General features: G+C 39.7%; 16 protein-coding genes. 6 read left to right on the plus strand and 10 right to left on the minus strand.

The window, feature by feature from the left end; genetic code table 11:
- The first annotated feature begins 73 nt into the window (after positions 1-73).
- A complete protein-coding gene (locus tag MHB44_RS13270; protein ID WP_341299548.1) occupies positions 74-3640 on the plus strand; it encodes a S8 family serine peptidase in 3567 nt (1188 codons plus the stop codon).
- 109 nt (positions 3641-3749) lie between these two features.
- Here MHB44_RS13270 and MHB44_RS13275 read toward each other — a convergent pair whose 3' ends face one another.
- Together MHB44_RS13275 and MHB44_RS13280 are read right to left on the minus strand one after the other, a co-directional pair.
- Complete coding sequence (locus tag MHB44_RS13275) at positions 3750-4190, minus strand: GNAT family N-acetyltransferase (RefSeq protein ID WP_341299549.1); 441 nt, start codon at positions 4188-4190, stop codon at positions 3750-3752.
- Between the two features lie 103 nt (positions 4191-4293).
- Positions 4294-5379: a glycosyltransferase family 4 protein gene (locus MHB44_RS13280; RefSeq protein WP_341299550.1), complete on the minus strand. Its 1086-nt coding sequence runs from the start codon at positions 5377-5379 to the stop codon at positions 4294-4296.
- 239 nt (positions 5380-5618) lie between these two features.
- Between MHB44_RS13280 and MHB44_RS13285 the strand changes: the two genes are divergently transcribed.
- From MHB44_RS13285 to MHB44_RS13295, 3 genes are read left to right on the plus strand one after another with little or no spacing between them, the layout of a single operon-like run.
- A complete protein-coding gene (locus MHB44_RS13285) occupies positions 5619-6218 on the plus strand; it encodes a glycosyltransferase family 2 protein (protein WP_341299551.1) in 600 nt (199 codons plus the stop codon).
- A gap of 37 nt (positions 6219-6255) precedes the next feature.
- Positions 6256-7284 (plus strand): polysaccharide biosynthesis protein, encoded by a 1029-nt coding sequence (locus tag MHB44_RS13290; protein WP_341302974.1) that lies wholly within the window; start codon positions 6256-6258, stop codon positions 7282-7284.
- On the plus strand, positions 7281-8150 hold the full coding sequence (locus MHB44_RS13295; RefSeq protein ID WP_341299552.1) for an SDR family oxidoreductase: 870 nt from the start codon (positions 7281-7283) through the stop codon (positions 8148-8150). Before MHB44_RS13290 ends, MHB44_RS13295 begins: the two co-directional genes overlap by 4 nt.
- 17 nt (positions 8151-8167) lie before the next feature.
- Here the strand turns inward: MHB44_RS13295 and MHB44_RS13300 are convergent, their stop codons facing one another.
- From MHB44_RS13300 to MHB44_RS13310, 3 genes are read right to left on the minus strand one after another with little or no spacing between them, the layout of a single operon-like run.
- On the minus strand, positions 8168-8917 hold the full coding sequence (locus tag MHB44_RS13300) for an alpha/beta hydrolase (protein WP_341299553.1): 750 nt from the start codon (positions 8915-8917) through the stop codon (positions 8168-8170).
- Between the two features lie 18 nt (positions 8918-8935).
- Positions 8936-10174, minus strand: coding sequence for a DNA polymerase IV (locus tag MHB44_RS13305; protein ID WP_341299554.1), 1239 nt, complete (start codon positions 10172-10174; stop codon positions 8936-8938).
- Positions 10175-10222: 48 nt separating this feature from the next.
- Positions 10223-11620, minus strand: a complete 1398-nt coding sequence (locus MHB44_RS13310) for a PLP-dependent aminotransferase family protein (RefSeq protein ID WP_341299555.1) — start codon at positions 11618-11620, stop codon at positions 10223-10225.
- Between the two features lie 124 nt (positions 11621-11744).
- Here MHB44_RS13310 and MHB44_RS13315 point away from each other — a divergent pair, with 124 nt between their 5' ends.
- A complete protein-coding gene (locus MHB44_RS13315; RefSeq protein ID WP_341299556.1) occupies positions 11745-12908 on the plus strand; it encodes a PLP-dependent aminotransferase family protein in 1164 nt (387 codons plus the stop codon).
- A gap of 43 nt (positions 12909-12951) precedes the next feature.
- On the opposite strand, the gene MHB44_RS13320 is transcribed toward MHB44_RS13315, so the two are convergent.
- Complete coding sequence (locus MHB44_RS13320; RefSeq protein WP_341299557.1) at positions 12952-13506, minus strand: helix-turn-helix domain-containing protein; 555 nt, start codon at positions 13504-13506, stop codon at positions 12952-12954.
- 113 nt (positions 13507-13619) lie between these two features.
- On the opposite strand from MHB44_RS13320, the gene MHB44_RS13325 reads away from it, so the two are divergent.
- A complete protein-coding gene (locus MHB44_RS13325) occupies positions 13620-14207 on the plus strand; it encodes a LysE family transporter (RefSeq protein ID WP_341299558.1) in 588 nt (195 codons plus the stop codon).
- Positions 14208-14338: 131 nt separating this feature from the next.
- Here the strand turns inward: MHB44_RS13325 and bioB are convergent, their stop codons facing one another.
- From bioB to bioD, 4 genes are read right to left on the minus strand one after another with little or no spacing between them, the layout of a single operon-like run.
- Positions 14339-15334 carry a biotin synthase BioB gene (bioB, locus tag MHB44_RS13330; protein WP_341299559.1) on the minus strand — a complete coding sequence of 332 codons (996 nt, stop codon included), beginning with the start codon at positions 15332-15334 and terminating at the stop codon, positions 14339-14341.
- Positions 15331-15924 carry a biotin transporter BioY gene (locus tag MHB44_RS13335; protein ID WP_341299560.1) on the minus strand — a complete coding sequence of 198 codons (594 nt, stop codon included), beginning with the start codon at positions 15922-15924 and terminating at the stop codon, positions 15331-15333. The genes bioB and MHB44_RS13335 overlap by 4 nt, the downstream gene beginning before the upstream one ends.
- A complete protein-coding gene (bioA, locus tag MHB44_RS13340) occupies positions 15917-17293 on the minus strand; it encodes an adenosylmethionine--8-amino-7-oxononanoate transaminase (RefSeq protein WP_341299561.1) in 1377 nt (458 codons plus the stop codon). The genes MHB44_RS13335 and bioA overlap by 8 nt, the downstream gene beginning before the upstream one ends.
- On the minus strand, positions 17274-17975 hold the full coding sequence (gene bioD / locus MHB44_RS13345; RefSeq protein ID WP_341299562.1) for a dethiobiotin synthase: 702 nt from the start codon (positions 17973-17975) through the stop codon (positions 17274-17276). Before bioD ends, bioA begins: the two co-directional genes overlap by 20 nt.
- Positions 17976-18059 lie beyond the last annotated feature (84 nt).

Below are 18059 nucleotides of genomic sequence, written 5' to 3' on the forward strand. Positions count from 1 at the left end.
AGAACGGAAGTAAGGGTTTGAAAATTTATGTTTATTGGGAGGCCAAACTTAACATATGAAGGAGAGAAAGTTATTGAGAAATTGGTTGAAGAAATCCGTCACTGTGGTAGCATCTGCTGCACTAATGGTCCCTGCTGTCTCTGCCTTTGCGGAGACCCCACAGCCTGCTACAAAGAATGGCAAGCTTGAACAACTTATGCTTGCAAGTAATCAAACACGAACAGGACAAAATTCACAGAATAGCGAAAAATGGATCAGCAAAAATACAATTGTTATTAAGCATGTAGGGCTTGATCAAAATGTACATAAAAAAATTGGTGCTAAGGTCCTCCGCTCCATTCCTTCATTAGGATATGATGTTATTCAGTTAAACAAGGACGTCTCGCTTGAAAAAGCTGTCTCTTACTATTTACAGCAGGATGGCATTACAAGCGTATCCCCTAGCTATATATACCATACATTTGCCACGGACACCGATCCCAAGAAAGAAGAAATGTATCATTTAAGCCTGCTACAAATAGATAGGGCACTTAAATTAGCAGGTGATCATGAAGTAACGGTGGCTGTGATTGATTCGGGCGTGGACTTTAAGCATCCCGATTTAAAAGCTCAAGTACTACCGCCCTATAACGCAGCCGCACCAGCTAATACAACTTATACAGCCGATCATGGTACACATGTAGCAGGAATTATTGCTGCTGCAAAAGATAATGGTATTGGCGGACATGGCATTCATCCAAAAGCTAAGCTTCTACCCATTGATGTATTTAATGGCAAGGAGGGCGCCGATGATTTCACAATCGCACAAGGTATTCTATACGCCATTGAACAAGGCGCTGATATTATTAATATGAGCCTTGGCGGCTATGGAGAGTCTCCACTTATGCAAGAGGCTGTCCAAAAAGCGATTGATAGCGGCATTACCATTGTAGCTGCTGCAGGCAATGAGGCGACAGATGAATACTCCTTCCCTGCTTCCTTTGAAGGTGTCATTAGTGTTGGCTCAACAAATAACAAAAATAAGCTATCCAGCTATTCCAATTATGGGCCATCTGTTGATATTGTGGCACCAGGTGAAGATGTATATAGTACCGTTTATGACACGAAAAAGGGATCGTCCTTTATTAAATTTAGTGGTACATCCATGGCATCACCTGTTGTGGCAGGAATTGCATCCTTGCTTAAATCAAAATATCCACATTTAAAGCCCTATGAAATAGAAGCCATTCTTGAAATGTCTGCACAAGATTTAGGTGAGAAAGGCTATGATCTTACGTATGGGCATGGGCTTGTTGATCCTATTAAAGCCCTACAATTCGATCTTCAGAAGTTGCCTAAGCATTATTCAGAAACAGTGGAAGAACGTCTTACAAATGCCAAAGTATTGACTAAAAATACAGTGAATACGGAACAGGGTGTGTTTGAACAGCCTGATGAAAAGAAATGGTACAAGGTCGATTTAGAGGCTGAGGAATATGCACAGTTCACATTAAAAGGTGCAGATAAATATGATTATGCCTTTGATCTATACTTCTATCCCACTAGTCATTTTGGTGAGGTTGAGCCTATCCATGTTAATGATGTGCGCATAGGCAAAAAGGAAGGCTATCTATTTAAAGCTGAGCAAGAGGGTACGCTATTAATCGGTGTCAAAGATCATAATGGCAGCTATAGTCTAAAGGGTAAATCAACCTATACCTTTACCGCTCAAACTACCAAAGATCTACCAGTGGATGCCCTAGATCAAACGAATATGGAAGAAATTAAAAAATTCCCATTTAGTACAGCAGGTAAAGACTATACCCTGCTTTCGACAGATCAGCAAAAAGATCGGGACTACTTTACGTTTTCTGTTAAAAAACCAACAACATTAAAATTTGATTTATCAGGAATTCCTGGCGTAACTACATCAATGGAGCTTTATTTAAAAGAAGACTTTATGCCACCACAAGCCGAGGAGCTTACACAACCAGCAGGCGTACAGGAGCTACCAGCTAAAGAGTCTGAGCCAGCACAGGAAGATGAAGACGAAATGGAAGCTTATCCAATGCAAATGGCCTACGGCACAGCGAAAGGTGAAAATATCAGCCTCATTGTTGATGCTATGCCTGAGCAAGAATATGTCTTGCGTGTATCCAATGACAATAGTATGGATTTTTCGATGGGAATGTTCTTTAGTGGCGGTGTTGAAAAAGAAGAAAAGGTAAGTGAATCCATTCTTCCTTACACATTAAAAGCTACTGCTGTGACGCTGCCAAAGGATGAGGATGATCTACCAGCAGATGGTATCTCATTAGAAGAACCTGCGATCGAGGAGCCATCATCCATTGCACCAAGTGCCATCAAAAAGCGTGATGACATGGATACCATGCTAAGTATGCTGACAAATGCCTTTAGTGGAGAAAAATTGGAAGATGTTGAGCCAATTATGGAAAAAGCACTTCGCTTTAATATTGGGGAGGATCAAACAGCCTACTTCCAATCAGATTATGATGAAGATTACTTTTTATTGAAATCACCTGGGGATGCCCTTTATAGCTTCCGATTTAACAAAGGCACAGGTCAAATGCCATCTGGCACAATCTTTGAATATGATGAGGAAGCCAAAGAATTATTACCTGTCGCTTCCCTCACAGATAGTCTAAACATCCTTGCATTACTGTCAGGAGCAACCAATAATGAAGATGATGCAAAGGTCGTACCACTGAAAAAGGATAAAACCTATGTAGTCGCAGTTATGAATATGGGGGAACGCTCCGTTGATCCTTATACATTAAAAACACGTAAAATCGGTGATATTCCAGCAACTTATAATCCAGATAATCAGAAGGAAGGCAAAGCTCAGCCACTTCAATTAGGTACAACCTATAAAGATCATCTAATTTATCAAGATGACATCGATTATTACTACTATAAGCAACAGGGTAATGATGAAGTGATGAGTCTACTGCTTTCCACTATTCCTTTTACAGATGAAGAATTGAAGCAATTACCAAAAGAACTTCAGCAAGATCTAAAATTTGCAGGATCTATTATTGAAGATACAAATGGCAATATGAAAATCGATCCAAAGGAATTGGCGACAGAGGTGCCATTTGGCATTGGTGAAAATATTCTTGAATTGCTGCTTGGTGTGATGGGAGCAGCAGACGTCAATACATCGTTTCAGGCGAAAAAGGATCGAGGCTATTTTATCCTGGTCAGCAGCATAAACTTTGGTCAAGTATCGGTTCAGCCATATGCATTAACATTATTTGATCATCGTCGAGTGGATGAGGATGCAGATTCTACCTTAGTGAATGGTATACCAACAAAGCCACTTGCGCTTACGAAAAAAGAGGGTAAATGGGTTGCCTCTCACTATTTCAATACAGGGATTCCGTTTGGGGATAAGGATTACTTTGAATTTACAAATGACCAAAAACGTGAGGTGTTCTTCTCCCTTCAAACCGAAAAAGCATTGGACGGTGTAATTCGTATCATCAATGCAAATGGTAAAACAGTCTCAACCTTAGATTTATATGGGGCTGAAGATGCAGAAATCGGTACCGTTGAGCTGGATGCAGGCACATACTATATCGAGGTTAGCGAAGCTTATGGCAAGGCAAGTACACAGCCATATACACTAGAAATCCAATAAATCATCTATTCCCTAGGCTTACTACAAGGCCTAGGGATATTTTTATGCTTATAGCTGCCCAACATAAAAAAGCATCTTCCCACTAAGAAAAGATGCTTACGACTGCTAGTTAGTCAAAATATTTCACATAATTACAAAATTCATCTTGCTGCATATGTAGCTTTTCGTACAGTCTTCGTGCATTAATATTATCCGCGGCTGTTTGCAATGTTACATAGCGGGCATATTGCTGCTCACAATATTGAAACACCTTCTCCATCAATGCCGTACCGACCCCCTCACCTCTCACATCGTCTATCACATACATATCATTTAAAATATAAGCACGCTGTAAGGCGATCGAGGAAAACGTTGGATATAATTGTGTAAAGCCAACCGCCTTGCCATCCTTGACCGCTATAAAAATCACTGACTCTTTTAAAGCCAAGCGTAATTGTAAAAATGCCTTAGCATTGCTGGTATCTGACTCGATCCCATAAAACTGGCGATATTCATCAAATAGCACCGTTAATTCCTCTAGTTCATTCATTGTTGCTTGAAATATCTTCATTCATTTCTCCCCTTATGTCTACCCATGATTGTTAGATCTAATATCGATTATATAGAAAATAAGTGGATAAAGAAAAGGAAACCCCCTAAAAACAAGAAAATATTTACACTAAGTAACGAGCAATCTTTGTGACAATATCACGCCAATTTAAGGTTTGACGTGCAAAGGCTTGTAGCTGCTCACAGGTAGTAGCTAGCAATGCCTCCTGCTGTGTTACATGCTGAAATGTCTTACTAATGCTGTGCCAATCATGCTTTGGATGAATCGTTCCAAAGCGCTGCTGCTGGGTAATATCCATAACCCCATCCACATCTGTTGCTACAATATAACAGCCATTTTTAGCAGCCTCTGCAAATACATGGGCATAGCATTCTACTAAGGATGTTAAGCAAAAAATTTTAGCCTTTCGATATTCTTCCTCCAATTGCACCTTATCTTGAATTGACCCTACGATGATCACCTGAGCAGCAAATGGATGACCATCCAGTAATGCCATAAGCTCCTGATAAAATGACTCAGACATTGGTCCAACTAAACGCAGCTCCCAATCGGTAAGCTGTGCTGCTAGAAATGCTTTGACCGCCAATAATGTTTGCTTCTCTGGTGCATCTAAACGACCTACCATCACTATTCGATTTTCTTTCTCGCTAAACAATACAGGGGCTGTTGGAAAATGCTCATAAAAGCCATTTGGGATATGCTGAATCGTTAATTGCGAAAATTCTTGAATAGCCGTTTGAATGGCTACACATTCAGAAGAAAGAACATCACAGAGTTGCAACAGCTCTAAAAAATAAGGATAGGTTTTTAAACGTTCAAGCCAATAACGATTCACATCTAGCTTCATATAAATTTTCCCTTGAGGATGATGGTGCTTATAAGCTTTTAAAATTGGTAAATAAGATGGATAGGGACCTATAGCAAAGACAACATCAATATCCTTCGCATGCCCTGCTAAATAAGTGTTCATATTAGCGATATAGTCACCTTCAAATGGTATCCGCTCAAACTTTACAGCAGGAAAGGTTTGTTGAAGAAGGGCTTCATTGATTTCCGCTGTGAGAATGCTTACATCATACCCTAAATGCTCTCCCAATAAAATCGGTACAAGGCAAAGATCTTTAAAAATATGTGCATCGGAAAGCTTATAGGATTCTACACTACAAATAAAGGCAATCCTTTTTGACATTGTCTCCCTCTTTCTAAAAAGCGTTCTACTAGTGTATGATCACAGCTGTTAAATGTGTATAACCTAGCATTTTTTATTCCTCTACATCCACACTTTCTCGTAAATAGCTCTCTTAAAAGCTTACGCAAACAAGCCATTGCCTACAAGAGCACATCAGCCATGCATACTGTAATAAAGAATCTACTCTGCCAATATGAACTAGAAAAATGCTACGAATCTATTAGGAATGGAGGGATCACATGAAGATTAGTTTTTTATCACCTGCATTTAATAGCGAGCAATGGATTGTCACCATGCTAGATAGTATTCCAAAAGAATATGCCTATGAAATTATTGTGGTGGATGATGGCTCTACAGACAATACATTAGCCCTTTTACAAGACTATCAGAAAAATTGTACAGCTTTAAAAATCATTGTCCATCCAACCAATTTAGGCGCGAGTGTTGCTTATAATCGATGCATTGCAGAGGCGACAGGTGATTATATAGCAATTATTGATAGTGACGACCACTATTTACCTGCTATTCGCAATGTAGTAGCACAGGTAGATGGTGAGTTTGATATTTACTACTATAATATGATTATTAAAAACGGCTATGCATTTATTAAAGATGAATCAAATCGCTACTCATTGCCTGGGCAATTTAAAATTATTCGCAGAAGCTTTATCGGGGACGCTACATTTACAATACGTAAGGATATTGCTGGGGATTGGGATTTTAATCGTGCCCTGATGGATAAAAATCCAACCTGTAAATATACAAACGAATTTGCTTATTGGTACAACTATCCAAGAGAAAACTCAGAATGCGATTTACATCAAAGAGGGTTGAAATAATTGAATCATGCATGTGGGAGGTGTCATCCATCATACGATGTTTACAGATAAAATTTTACTGATTACTGGCGGTACTGGCTCTTTTGGTAATGCGGTCCTACAACGATTTTTAAATACCGCTATCAAGGAAATTCGAATCTTCTCGAGAGATGAAAAGAAGCAAGATGATATGCGAAAGCTTTACCAGCATCCTAAGATAAAGTTTTATATTGGCGATGTGCGTGATATAGAAAGCATTCACCATGCTATGTACCAGGTCGATTTTGTATTCCATGCGGCAGCCCTAAAGCAAGTTCCCTCCTGTGAGTTCTTCCCTTTGGAAGCCGTTAAAACAAATATTTTAGGAACAGAAAATGTCTTAACAGCCGCTATTCAGGCTGGCGTTCAAAAAATTATTTGTCTCTCTACTGATAAGGCTGCCTATCCTGTAAATGCTATGGGGATCTCCAAAGCAATGATGGAAAAAACATTTATTGCAAAATCAAGAATGGTGGACCCTAAGCAAACCTTAATTTGTGGCACAAGATACGGCAATGTGATGGCTTCACGTGGCTCTGTTATTCCGTTGTTTATCGAACAAATCAAAGCTGGTCAGCCCTTAACCATTACAGACCCTCAAATGACACGCTTTATCATGAGTCTCGAGGAAGCAGTCGAATTGGTTTTATATGCCTTTACCCATGCCCAACATGGCGATATTATGGTACAAAAATCTCCTGCCGCTACCGTGCAAGATTTAGCACAAGCTTTACTCGAAATTTTTCAGGCGCCTAATGCGATTCAAATTATTGGCACACGGCATGGGGAAAAAATGTATGAAGTATTATGTACAAAGGAGGAAGCCGCAAAAGCGATTGATGTAGGTAATTTTTATCGAATTCCCGCAGATAATCGAGATTTACATTATGGCAAATACCTTGATGAAGGCTCTCCTAAAATATCGTTAACAGATGAATATAATTCTAATAATACGCAACTATTAAGCATCGCGGAGCTAAAAGAAAAATTAATAAAGCTGCCACTTATTCAACAAGAGCTCCTTCACTGGAAGGGAAGAAAACCATGAAATTTTTAGTGCTTGGCGCTACGGGCATGGCTGGTCATATGATTGCTATGTATTTATCTGAGCAAGGGCATCATGTCACCACCTACTCCAGAACAGCCTTTCCCTACGGCAACAATATTGTTGGTGATATTACAAATCCCCAATTTTTACAAACACTTTTAACAACTACGGATGTTGATATTGTCATTAATTGTATTGGTATGTTAAACAATGCCTGCGATCAATATCCTGATAAAAGTATTTTTTTAAATAGCTATTTACCCCATGCCATTGCTGCTCATCTAAAAGATCGTCAAACAAGGCTGATTCATCTTAGTACCGATTGCGTCTTTTCAGGGAAAGCTGCCCCCTATCATGAAAAAAGTAGACGGGACGGTGAAACCTTTTATGATCGTACAAAGGGCTTAGGGGAAATTGATGACAACAAGCATTTAACATTCCGCAACTCTATTATTGGCCCTGACCTACAAAAGGATGGCATTGGACTGTTCAATTGGTTTATGCAGCAACATGGGTCCATTTATGGCTATACAGGTGTGCGCTGGACGGGTGTCACCACGCTAACCCTAGCTAAAGCGATTGAACAGGCTGCCCAAGAAGGTTTAACAGGACTCTATCACTTAGTCAATACGACGACTATCTCAAAATATGACCTTTTGCAGTTATTAAATCAATATTTTAGAAACAATACCATCAACATTCTTCCTGATCCGCTTGTCCATGTCGATAAAACATTAATCAATACAAGACATGATTTCTCCTTTGTTGTGCCTAGCTATAAAGCTATGATTGTGGAAATGAAAGATTGGATGCTACAGCATAAAAATTTATATCCTCATTATCCTGAACGCCATGATATGTACTAATCGTGGCGTTTTACCGATTAAATCACCGTCTCCTTAGGTAATTGCCCATCCTTAATCCAATGTTCAACAAAATCATTGAAAAAGGCAGGCTTCGCTAGCGACACACCATGACCAATATTCCCCAATAGCACACCATAACAATTGGGATGATGTTGAAGCAGTGCTTTGGCAGATTTTTTCATAACGCTTTTTTCTTTCTCGCCAACCGTAATTAAAATTTTCCCCTGTGCTTTATGAAAATTGGGCGGAATAGAAAACGACATATTCTCTTGGAGGATTTGCAGCAATACCTCTATATGCATTGTAGAGCTCTCATGATAATAGCGTTCAAAATAATGGTCATCAATATATAAGGTTTTCGCTTGCAGCTTAGCAAATGTTTTCTTTTTAACAAGTGGAAATGTTAGTCGAATCAATGGTTGCATAAGCCCTGTCATAGTAGGTGAAGGAATCACAAGAGCACTATTAATTATCGTAAAATCACTGACATCCGGCTTTATACTAAGCATTTGAATAGCAATTTGCGCACCTAATGAAAAGCCAATTACAATAACCGTTTTGCCATTTGCCTTTTCTTCAATTAACTGTAAAATCTTGTTGGCACAATGCTCAATGGAAAATGGAGATACTGATAAAAGCTCTGGTACAATACAGTGATAGTTGGAAAAATGCTGCACTTGCTCGTCCCACATCCATCCTCCCACTCCACCTCCATGAATAAACATCATCAATGGCTTGCTGCTATTGCCATATTCCCTATATTGCATAAACTCCTCATCTCCCTTTTAGTGATGATCATCTAAAAAATCTTTACTAAAGCTTGTTTGAGATTGATAGGATGAACGTTTTCCAAGATCGACGCCTCGCTGAATCATACCCTTACCAAAGCGCTCCTCTATTTCATCCACAATTTTTAAAATTGGCTCATCCTTGACATGCTCTTGAAAATTAAAAATGGATAATTGCTGTGAATAATCTTTGCGATCAACAACATTGGAAACGGTAACACCAAGTAATCTAACAGGCGTTTCATCCCAATGCTTATCAAATAATGCACAAGCAATAGGAAAAATATCCTCAAAGCGATAAAGCACATTAGACACTGTTTTTGAGCGTGTATGATTATGCCAATTCGTATCCCGTATTTGAATACTCACAGTAGAGCCTGCTAAACGCTTCGCATCCAGTCGTTCTGCCACTTTTTTACATAGCCCTTCAATCGTTTTATGCAATGTCCGAATATCGATGAGATCTTCAGGTAATGTTGTTGAATTGCCAACACTTTTTGTATCAAAAATCGCCTCTGGGTCTACTGCACGGTCATCCATACCATTCGCTCTTGCACGAAGGCGCACACCATTTTTTCCCAGTATTTGCTTGATAGTATACTCATCTGTTTTCGCTAAATCACCAATTGTAAATATACCATGTGCATTTAATTTTTTCGCTGTGCTTGCACCAATACCATGCATTTTCACCACTTCATCTGGCCACAGCAGCTGTTCCATATCACGTATACGCAAAATGGTAATGCCCATCGGCTTCTTGCGATCAGAAGCTGTTTTCGCTAAAAATTTATTGGGAGCAATTCCTATGGAGCAAGGTAAATCAAGCTCTGTTAAAATACGCTGCTGTATTTCCTGGGCAATATTGAGTGCATGTCTTTCCTTGCTTAATGCCGTCACATCCATATAGCCCTCATCAATTGACACAGGCTCTACTAAATCTGTATAGCTCCGAAGAATGGTGAATATTTCTTTCGAGGCAGCACGATACTTTGGAAAATCAGGTGGCAATAGCAACAGCTCAGGGCATTTACGCAGTGCCTCATGAACGGTCATTGTGGTATAAATCCCAAGCGCTCTTGCTTCATATGAGCAGGTAACTAAAATGCCACGCCGCTCCTTTGGATTACCTGCTATTGCAAGTGGCTTACCCTTTAAACTAGGATTATGTGCCTGCTCCACAGAGGCATAAAAACTATTCATATCCACATGAAAAATAACGCGCCCTTTATGAGCCATTTGCTTCACCTCTTTTCTTCTATATTTTTATTATACGCTGGTCTGCTATTAATCAACAAACACATAATCCCCATTGCTTTCAAGTATATCCTTTAAGATTATCAATGCTTGCTCAAGCTGATGCTCGGGCGCGGTAATCGCTAAGCGAACGGCATTGACAGGCTTGGTATTGCCAACAGCAAAGCGCTCTGCTGCATATACCTGTACACCTGCCTTAGCAGCCAGTAATTCAAATTGCACACCTGTAAATTGCTCAGGCAATAGTAACCATCTAAAAATACATTCCTCATCACCTAAAATATGATATTCTCCTAGATATTGATTGACGAGCGCATTTTGCTGCTTTGTATAGGTACGGTGTTTCTCTAAAATCGTTTGTGCCACCCCTTCATGAATCATTCTTGCTGCAAGCTCAAGCATAAGCGGAGAAACCGAAATATTAATATTATAAAGGGTTTCCATAATTTTTTTACGATAGACTGGTGGTGTCACAATAAAGGACAAGCGTAAGCCTGGCGAAATCGTTTTTGATAAACTTGCAATATAAATGACTCTTTCTGGTGCATAGGAGGCAATTGGTGCAAGTGCCTGCTCCTTTAAAAAGCTATAAATAGCATCCTCAATCACAATTAAATCCTTCTGCCTTGCTACCTCTGCAATCATTTGTCTTGTCGCCACAGACATGGTATGGGTTGTTGGATTATGAAAATCAGGAATCACATAGATGCCCTTGATATGCTCATTTTTACATGCATACAATAGCCCCTCCCTTGTCATTTCACCTTGGCTTTGCTGGATAGCAACAAGCTGAATACCAAGCATATTGGCAGCCGTTTTAATGCCTGCATAGGTGATCGGGTCTGTGCCAATGCGGTCGCCTGGCTGAAATAATGCTGCCAGTGTCCCCACAATGGCATTTTGTCCGCCTGCCCCAAGTAAAATTGGCTGATTTGGTTGGAAATGAATCCATTCAAAGAGCTTCATCACCGCCTCCTGCTGCCAAGCATTGCTCTCGGGACGTCCATATTGAAAGAGCTTGCTTACATTAGGCTCATTTAACATTTTCTTCATAAAGCGTGTAATATCCTCATTAGCAAAATTATCAGGCAGCACAGAGCCCATTTCAATCATAGGTGTTGTATGATTTGCTGGTAATAGTATTTTATTGCTCGCTGCATCCGTTGACACAAATGTACCACTACCAATTGAGGCATAAATTAATCCCTTTTGTCCACATAGCTTAAAGGCTCGTGTAATAGTACTTAAATTGACATCTAAAAAATCAGCCAATTCACGTTGCGGAGGTAGTTTTGTTCCGGGTAGCAGCTTGCCATCCTTGATATCCTGCTCAAGCTGTTGGGCAATTGCTATATATAATGGTGCTGAGCTATCACGAATATCAGGCTGCCAGCTCATTGGGTATTCAGCAAATGAATTAATCGGCATATGGTAAGCTCCTTCTTGTTTGATGTGCATACAATCTTTAATTGTCTTGCATACAATGATAATATTGTATGCACACGATGACAATGATATAATTTTAAAAAATCAGAAAAAGGGAATGATCATTATGCAATACTCAGAAAGAATCCTAAAAACACCATCCTCATTTATTCGAAATATTTTGAAAGTAACAGAGGCAGAGGATGTCATTTCCTTTGCAGGTGGGCTTCCAAACCCAATTTCTTTCCCAGTGGATGCACTAAAAGCATCTGTAGATCATGCGATTACAACAAACGGTAGCCGCTTGTTCCAGTATTCTTCTACACAGGGCTATGCACCGTTGCGTGAATACATTGCTGCCAAATATCAACGTGTACATGGTCTGGACGTACATGCTGACGATGTATTAATCACAACAGGCTCGCAGCAGGCATTGGAATTGATTAGCAAGGTGCTGATTAATAAGGGGGATGGCATTGTCATCGAGGAGCCAGGCTATTTAGGGGCTATTCAAGCTTTTACATTATGTGAGCCAACTTTCCACGGTGTTACGCTTGAACATGATGGGCTTAATTTAGAGGAGTTAGAAAAAGCGCTGCAACAGCCAAATGTTAAAATCCTTTATACTGTACCAAATTTCCAAAATCCTACAGGTCTTACATACTCAGAGGAAAAACGTCAGCAAATTTGTGAAATCGTAGCCAAATACGATGTTGCTTTAATCGAGGATGATCCATATGGGGAGCTACGATTCGAGGGCGAAACACTGCCTTATATCGGTGCTGGAAAATTAGAAAATAGTATTTTACTAGGCTCTTTCTCTAAAACAGTGACGCCTGGTATGCGACTTGGCTTTATGATTACGAAAAATAAAGAGCTGTTACAGCATGTTGAAACAGCGAAGCAAGCCTCTGATCTGCATACAAATATTTTCTCACAATACATTATCTATGATTACTTAGCGAATAATGATTATATGGCGCATGTACAAAAAATTATTGCCCTTTACAAAAATCAGGCATATGCCATGCTGGATGCGATGCAGGAGTTCTTCCCTGCACATGTAGAATATACACGACCTGAGGGAGGTATGTTTATTTGGGCAACGATGAAGGACGGCACATCAGCTCTTGATGTATTCGCTAAGGCAATGGAGCAAAAGGTTGCCTTCGTCCCAGGTGATCCATTCTATACCAATAAAACAAATGTCAATACAATGCGTCTTAACTATACAAATGCCACACCTGAAGTTATCCGTGAAGGCATTCAACGTTTAGCAAGTATTTTATAAAAAAAGGCCGTATAAACGCTTTTTACAGCGCTTATACGGCTTTTTAATGGGGATAGTAAATGGTCATACTGAGCCGGGTTACTGTACTACTTGGATTGATATATGTGTGTGGGCGATCAGCCTTAAATCGTATGGCATCACCTTTTGTTAATGGATAATCTTTATTTTGTACACGAATGATTACCTCACCCTCAAAAACGGTTATATATTCCTCTGTCCCTTCTTTATGTGCCTCAGCGTTTAGCATTCCATGTTGCTTAATTTCTATTGTATAAATTTCAAAACGACCATCCTTTTGAAACGGAAAATGGGGGTAGACAATATAGCGGCCATCATCCTCCATCAATGCTTGAATATGCTCACCTAACATAACCTCCGTTTCTGGTTGTGGCTGATGAATAAGCTCTGTAAATGAAACCTTTAATCCATTGGCAATTTTCCAAATCGTTGTCAATGTTGGACTCGACTCACCTCTTTCAATTTGACCAATCATCGTTTTACTCACACCACTAAGCTGTGAAACCTTCTCTAAGCTTAATTTCTCTCTTTCTCGAATTGCCTTTAAATTCCGAGCAAATACTAGATGAATTTCTTCCATACACAAGCCCTCCTACTATGTACAATATAACGCACATTTTGTATAATAAAGCGATAGGCGTTATAGTGTCTATTTCAGACATTATAGCATACTAATTGAAAGAGGTGTTTTGTTTGCCTGTATTTCCCTTTTTATTATTTATTATTATTACAAGCTTTACGCCTGGCCCTAACAATTTTATGGCTATGGTTTTTGCCAAACAATATGGCTTATCAAAAACGTTGCCATTCTGTTTAGGCGTAGGGATTGGCTTTTTCATGATTATTGGTTTAAGTAGCTTTTTTAACACGGTTATGTTAAACATCCTGCCTGCTATTAAATACCCCTTAACCATTTTTGGTGTAGGCTATATGCTGTACTTAGCGTATAAAATTTTAACAAGCAAGGAACAAAAGGCTCACAGTGATGAGAAAGAAAAACGAAATTTATTTTTGGCAGGGGCAGTCGTACAATTTATCAATCCAAAAGGTATTTTATTTGGTATTACAGTTGTTGCCACTTATATCCTTCCGTACTACTCATCCTACCTTAGTTATTTACTGTTCGCCTTATTGTTAGCGCTAGTAGGGGGAATAAGTACATTTAGCTGGGCGTTATGCGGCTCAGTGTTTCAAAAAATACTACGGCAATATCAGCAACCATTTAACATTATTATGGCTCTTCTCTTAATGTATAGTGCTTTTTCGATTGTTGCTCATTAAATATGGCATAACAACACAAAGCCTAGGTTTTCAATTTATATTGAGTGAGCCTAGGCTTTTGATGCGTTATCCATCAGTTTTCAAGTTCTATCCATCACATTTAGCTTTCTATCCGCCCACTGTCCAATTTCCTAGCAAAACACTTCCTCTTGCTTCTCTGTTAATTCAATGTCAAAGCCTAAGTCCTCTAACATACGATAATCACTATTCTCCTCTTGCCCTGTCGTTGTTAAGTAATCTCCTACAAAAATACTATTGGCTGCGTAAAGACCGAGTGGCTGTAGTGTGCCAAGATTAATTTCACGGCCACCAGCAATCCGAATTTCCTTTGTAGGATTGATATAACGGAATAGTGCCAGCACCTTTAAGCAATAGCGTGGATTTAAGTCCTTTGTTCCCTCCAGCTTTGTACCGTCAATGGCATTTAAAAAATTCACTGGTATCGAATCTGCATCCACCTGATAAAGCGCACGTGCAATATGGATAACATCCTCCTTCGTTTCCTTCATCCCAATAATTGCACCTGAGCAAGGGGAAATGCCATGCTTTTTCACAATTTCAACAGTATTCACACGATCCTCATATGTATGGGAGGTTGTAATAAATGAATGATGGCGCTCCGATGTATTTAAGTTATGATTGTAGCGATCCACGCCTGCTTCCTTTAATTGCTGTGCTTGCTCCTCTTTCAATAAGCCAAGGCAGGCACAAACCTTTAAGCCATACTTCTCCTTAATTTCAGCCACAGCCTCGCTCACAACATGAACATCCTTACGTGTTGGCCCACGCCCACTTGCCACAATGCAATAGGTCCCAATTTTATTGTCAAATGCCTGCTTTGCACCTGCTAAAATTTCCTCCTTAGTAATAAAGGGATATTTTTCAATCGGTGCAGTTGAGCGAGAAGATTGGGAGCAATAGCCGCAATCCTCAGGACAGTAGCCGCTTTTCGCATTCATAATCATATTGAGCTTGACCTTTTTGCCAAAATAATGCCGACGAATAGCAAAAGCACCATCCATTAGCTGTAGTAGCTCATTATCCTCACTATTTAAAATAGCAAGTGCCTCCTCATTGCTAATCACCTTACCAGCGATTACCTCTTGTGCTAACTGTAAATAATTCATATCATTTTCTCCCTTTCCACCTGTGAAATTTTCAATGTTCTTGCTGATTGAAATACTTTATACAATCGTTCCGCTAATAACGCGGATGTAACAGCTAAGCAAAAATCAGCGACAATACTGCCTAAAAAGCCGAGAGCGAACACATGTGACCAGCTTGTTTTCATATCTAACCAAAAATTCAAGGCCATATATAAATACGGCACTGCTACCGCATAAATAATGATAAGCCCTACAATGGTTGCCCCAATAAAATGCTTTTTCGTAGGTGTCTGTACTCTTTCAATCAGCCAGCCAATACAATAGGCAGCAAGCGCAAAGCCAATTAAATAGCCGAATGTTGGCTGTAACACATAGGTGATGCCGCCCCCTTGTGTAAATACAGGCAGTCCCACTAAGCCAACCCCTATATAAACAAGCTGACTAGATAAAGCATTGCGGCTTCCAAGCAAACAGCCCGCTAAAAATACAAATACAATTTGTAATGTAAAGGGTACGACCGGTAATGGAATTTTAATAAATGCGCCAATAGCTGTTAAAGCCGCAAACATCGCAATCATTACAAGTGCCAATGTAGATTGTCGTTTAATCAATATACTCCCCTCGCTCCTGGAAAAATTGTTCGATGGCTTCTTTTGCAGTAACAATCATCAGACGCATGTCCTCTTCTGAAATAATATAAGGTGGCATAAAATACAAAACATTGCCAAGTGGACGTAATAATAAGCCCTTCGCTAAGGCATGCTGATAAATTTGATAGCCTATTCGTGCCTCGCTTGCAAACGGCTCCTTTGTAGCACGATTCGCCACAAGCTCAATCGCCCCAACCAAGCCCATTTGTCGATATTCACCCACATAGGGCATCTCGTTAAAGGCTGTCATTGCTAGCGCTTGCATCCATTGCCCTTTGCGTTGAATCATCTCAATTACTGGCTCTTCTTCAAATATCGTTAATACTTCAAGGGCAACACGACAGGCTAATGTATTGCCTGAATAGCTATGTGAATGTAAAAATGCTTTCATTGTGCCATAGTCATCATAAAAAGCGCTATAAATTTCATTCGTTGTTACCACAACAGATAATGGTAAATAGCCACCTGTTAAGCCCTTTGATAAACACATAAAATCAGGTGTAATATCCGCCTGCTCACAGGCAAATAATGTACCTGTACGCCCAAACCCAACTGCAATTTCATCCGCAATCAGATGTACATCATATTGCGTGCATAATGCTCGTAAACGTTTTAAGTAGACAGGAGGATACATTTTCATGCCTGCTGCTGCTTGAATCAGCGGCTCAATAATCACAGCCGTAATTTCCTGATGGTGCGCTTTTAGCTGCTCCTCTATAAACTGACTGCACGGGGCATGACAGCTTGCTGGTTCTTTTTGGAATGGACAACGGAAGCAATCTGGACCTTTGGCACGTACTGTATCTAATAGCAATGACTGATATATATCATTGTAAAGTCCAACACCTCCTACAGATAAAGCGCCAATTGTTTCGCCATGATAGGCATCTGTTAACGCCAGAAAACGTTTCTTTGCTGATTTCCCTGTTTGCATATGGTATTGAAAGCTCATTTTTAAAGCTACCTCAATTGCAGATGAGCCATTATCGGCAAAAAACACCTTCTGTAGCCCTATCGGTGTTAAAGCTACTAGTTTTTCAGCTAAGCGAATGGCAGGCTCATGTGTAAAATTAGCAAAAATCGTATGCTCCAATGTAAAGGCCTGCTCACTCAATGCCTGACTAATGCGCGGATTGGCATGTCCAAAAAGATTGACCCACCAAGACGATACAGCATCTAAATAACGCTGTCCTTGCTCATCATAAAGCCATACACCTTGCCCTTTTGTAATAACAATCGGTGGAAATGTTTCATAATCCTTCATCTGTGAGCATGGATGCCAAACATACTGCAAATCTCTTGTCTGTAAATCAGTGAATGGTTGATTCATATACATAAAGCCTTTCAAATAATGATGTTGCTTTAATGGAATGTGCTACTAATTGTGTATGCTCCTGCAGTGGTGGAATGATGGCATAGGGTATAGAATGATATGTCAAAATAGTTTTGATATTATCCTGCTCTAGCCTGCTCCCTGTATAGCCATTAAAGGCCATACCAAGCACCTCAATTTGTCGAGCTTGCAATGCCTCCATTGTCAATAATGTGTGGTTAATGGTACCAAGAGATGTTCTTGTTACAACGACAACGGGTAACTGACTATGTACAATTACATCGAGCAGTGTGAGTTGCTTTTCACTATCTAAGGGTACAAAAAGTCCACCAGCTCCCTCGCATATCACAACATCATAGGATTGTTGGAGTTCTTCGATATGCTGTAACAGCTTATCTACCTCAATTTGCTGGCTCTCCAGCTGTGCAGCAAAATGCGGTGATGCCGCCGCCTTCAAGGAATAGCTATTTAAGTGCGCTTCCTTTAATTTTTGTAAGGAATACTTTTGATACATGGCGGTATCCTCATAATAGCTATGTCCATTTACGTAAATCTCCCCTGTTTGCACAGGCTTATATGGTATAACCTGTAAATGCTCTTGTTGCAGTTGACGCATTAATAATGTTGTGACAACCGTTTTCCCAACATCCGTATCGGTCCCTACAACCCAAAAATGCATGGTTAACCTCCCCCTATTTAAGTTAACTTATTACAACAAATAAGTTAACACATTTATTTTTATTTTGTAAATGGCTATTTTGCA

The organism is Lysinibacillus sp. FSL H8-0500 (assembly GCF_038051955.1).
Lineage (GTDB): Bacteria > Bacillota > Bacilli > Bacillales_A > Planococcaceae > Lysinibacillus > Lysinibacillus macroides.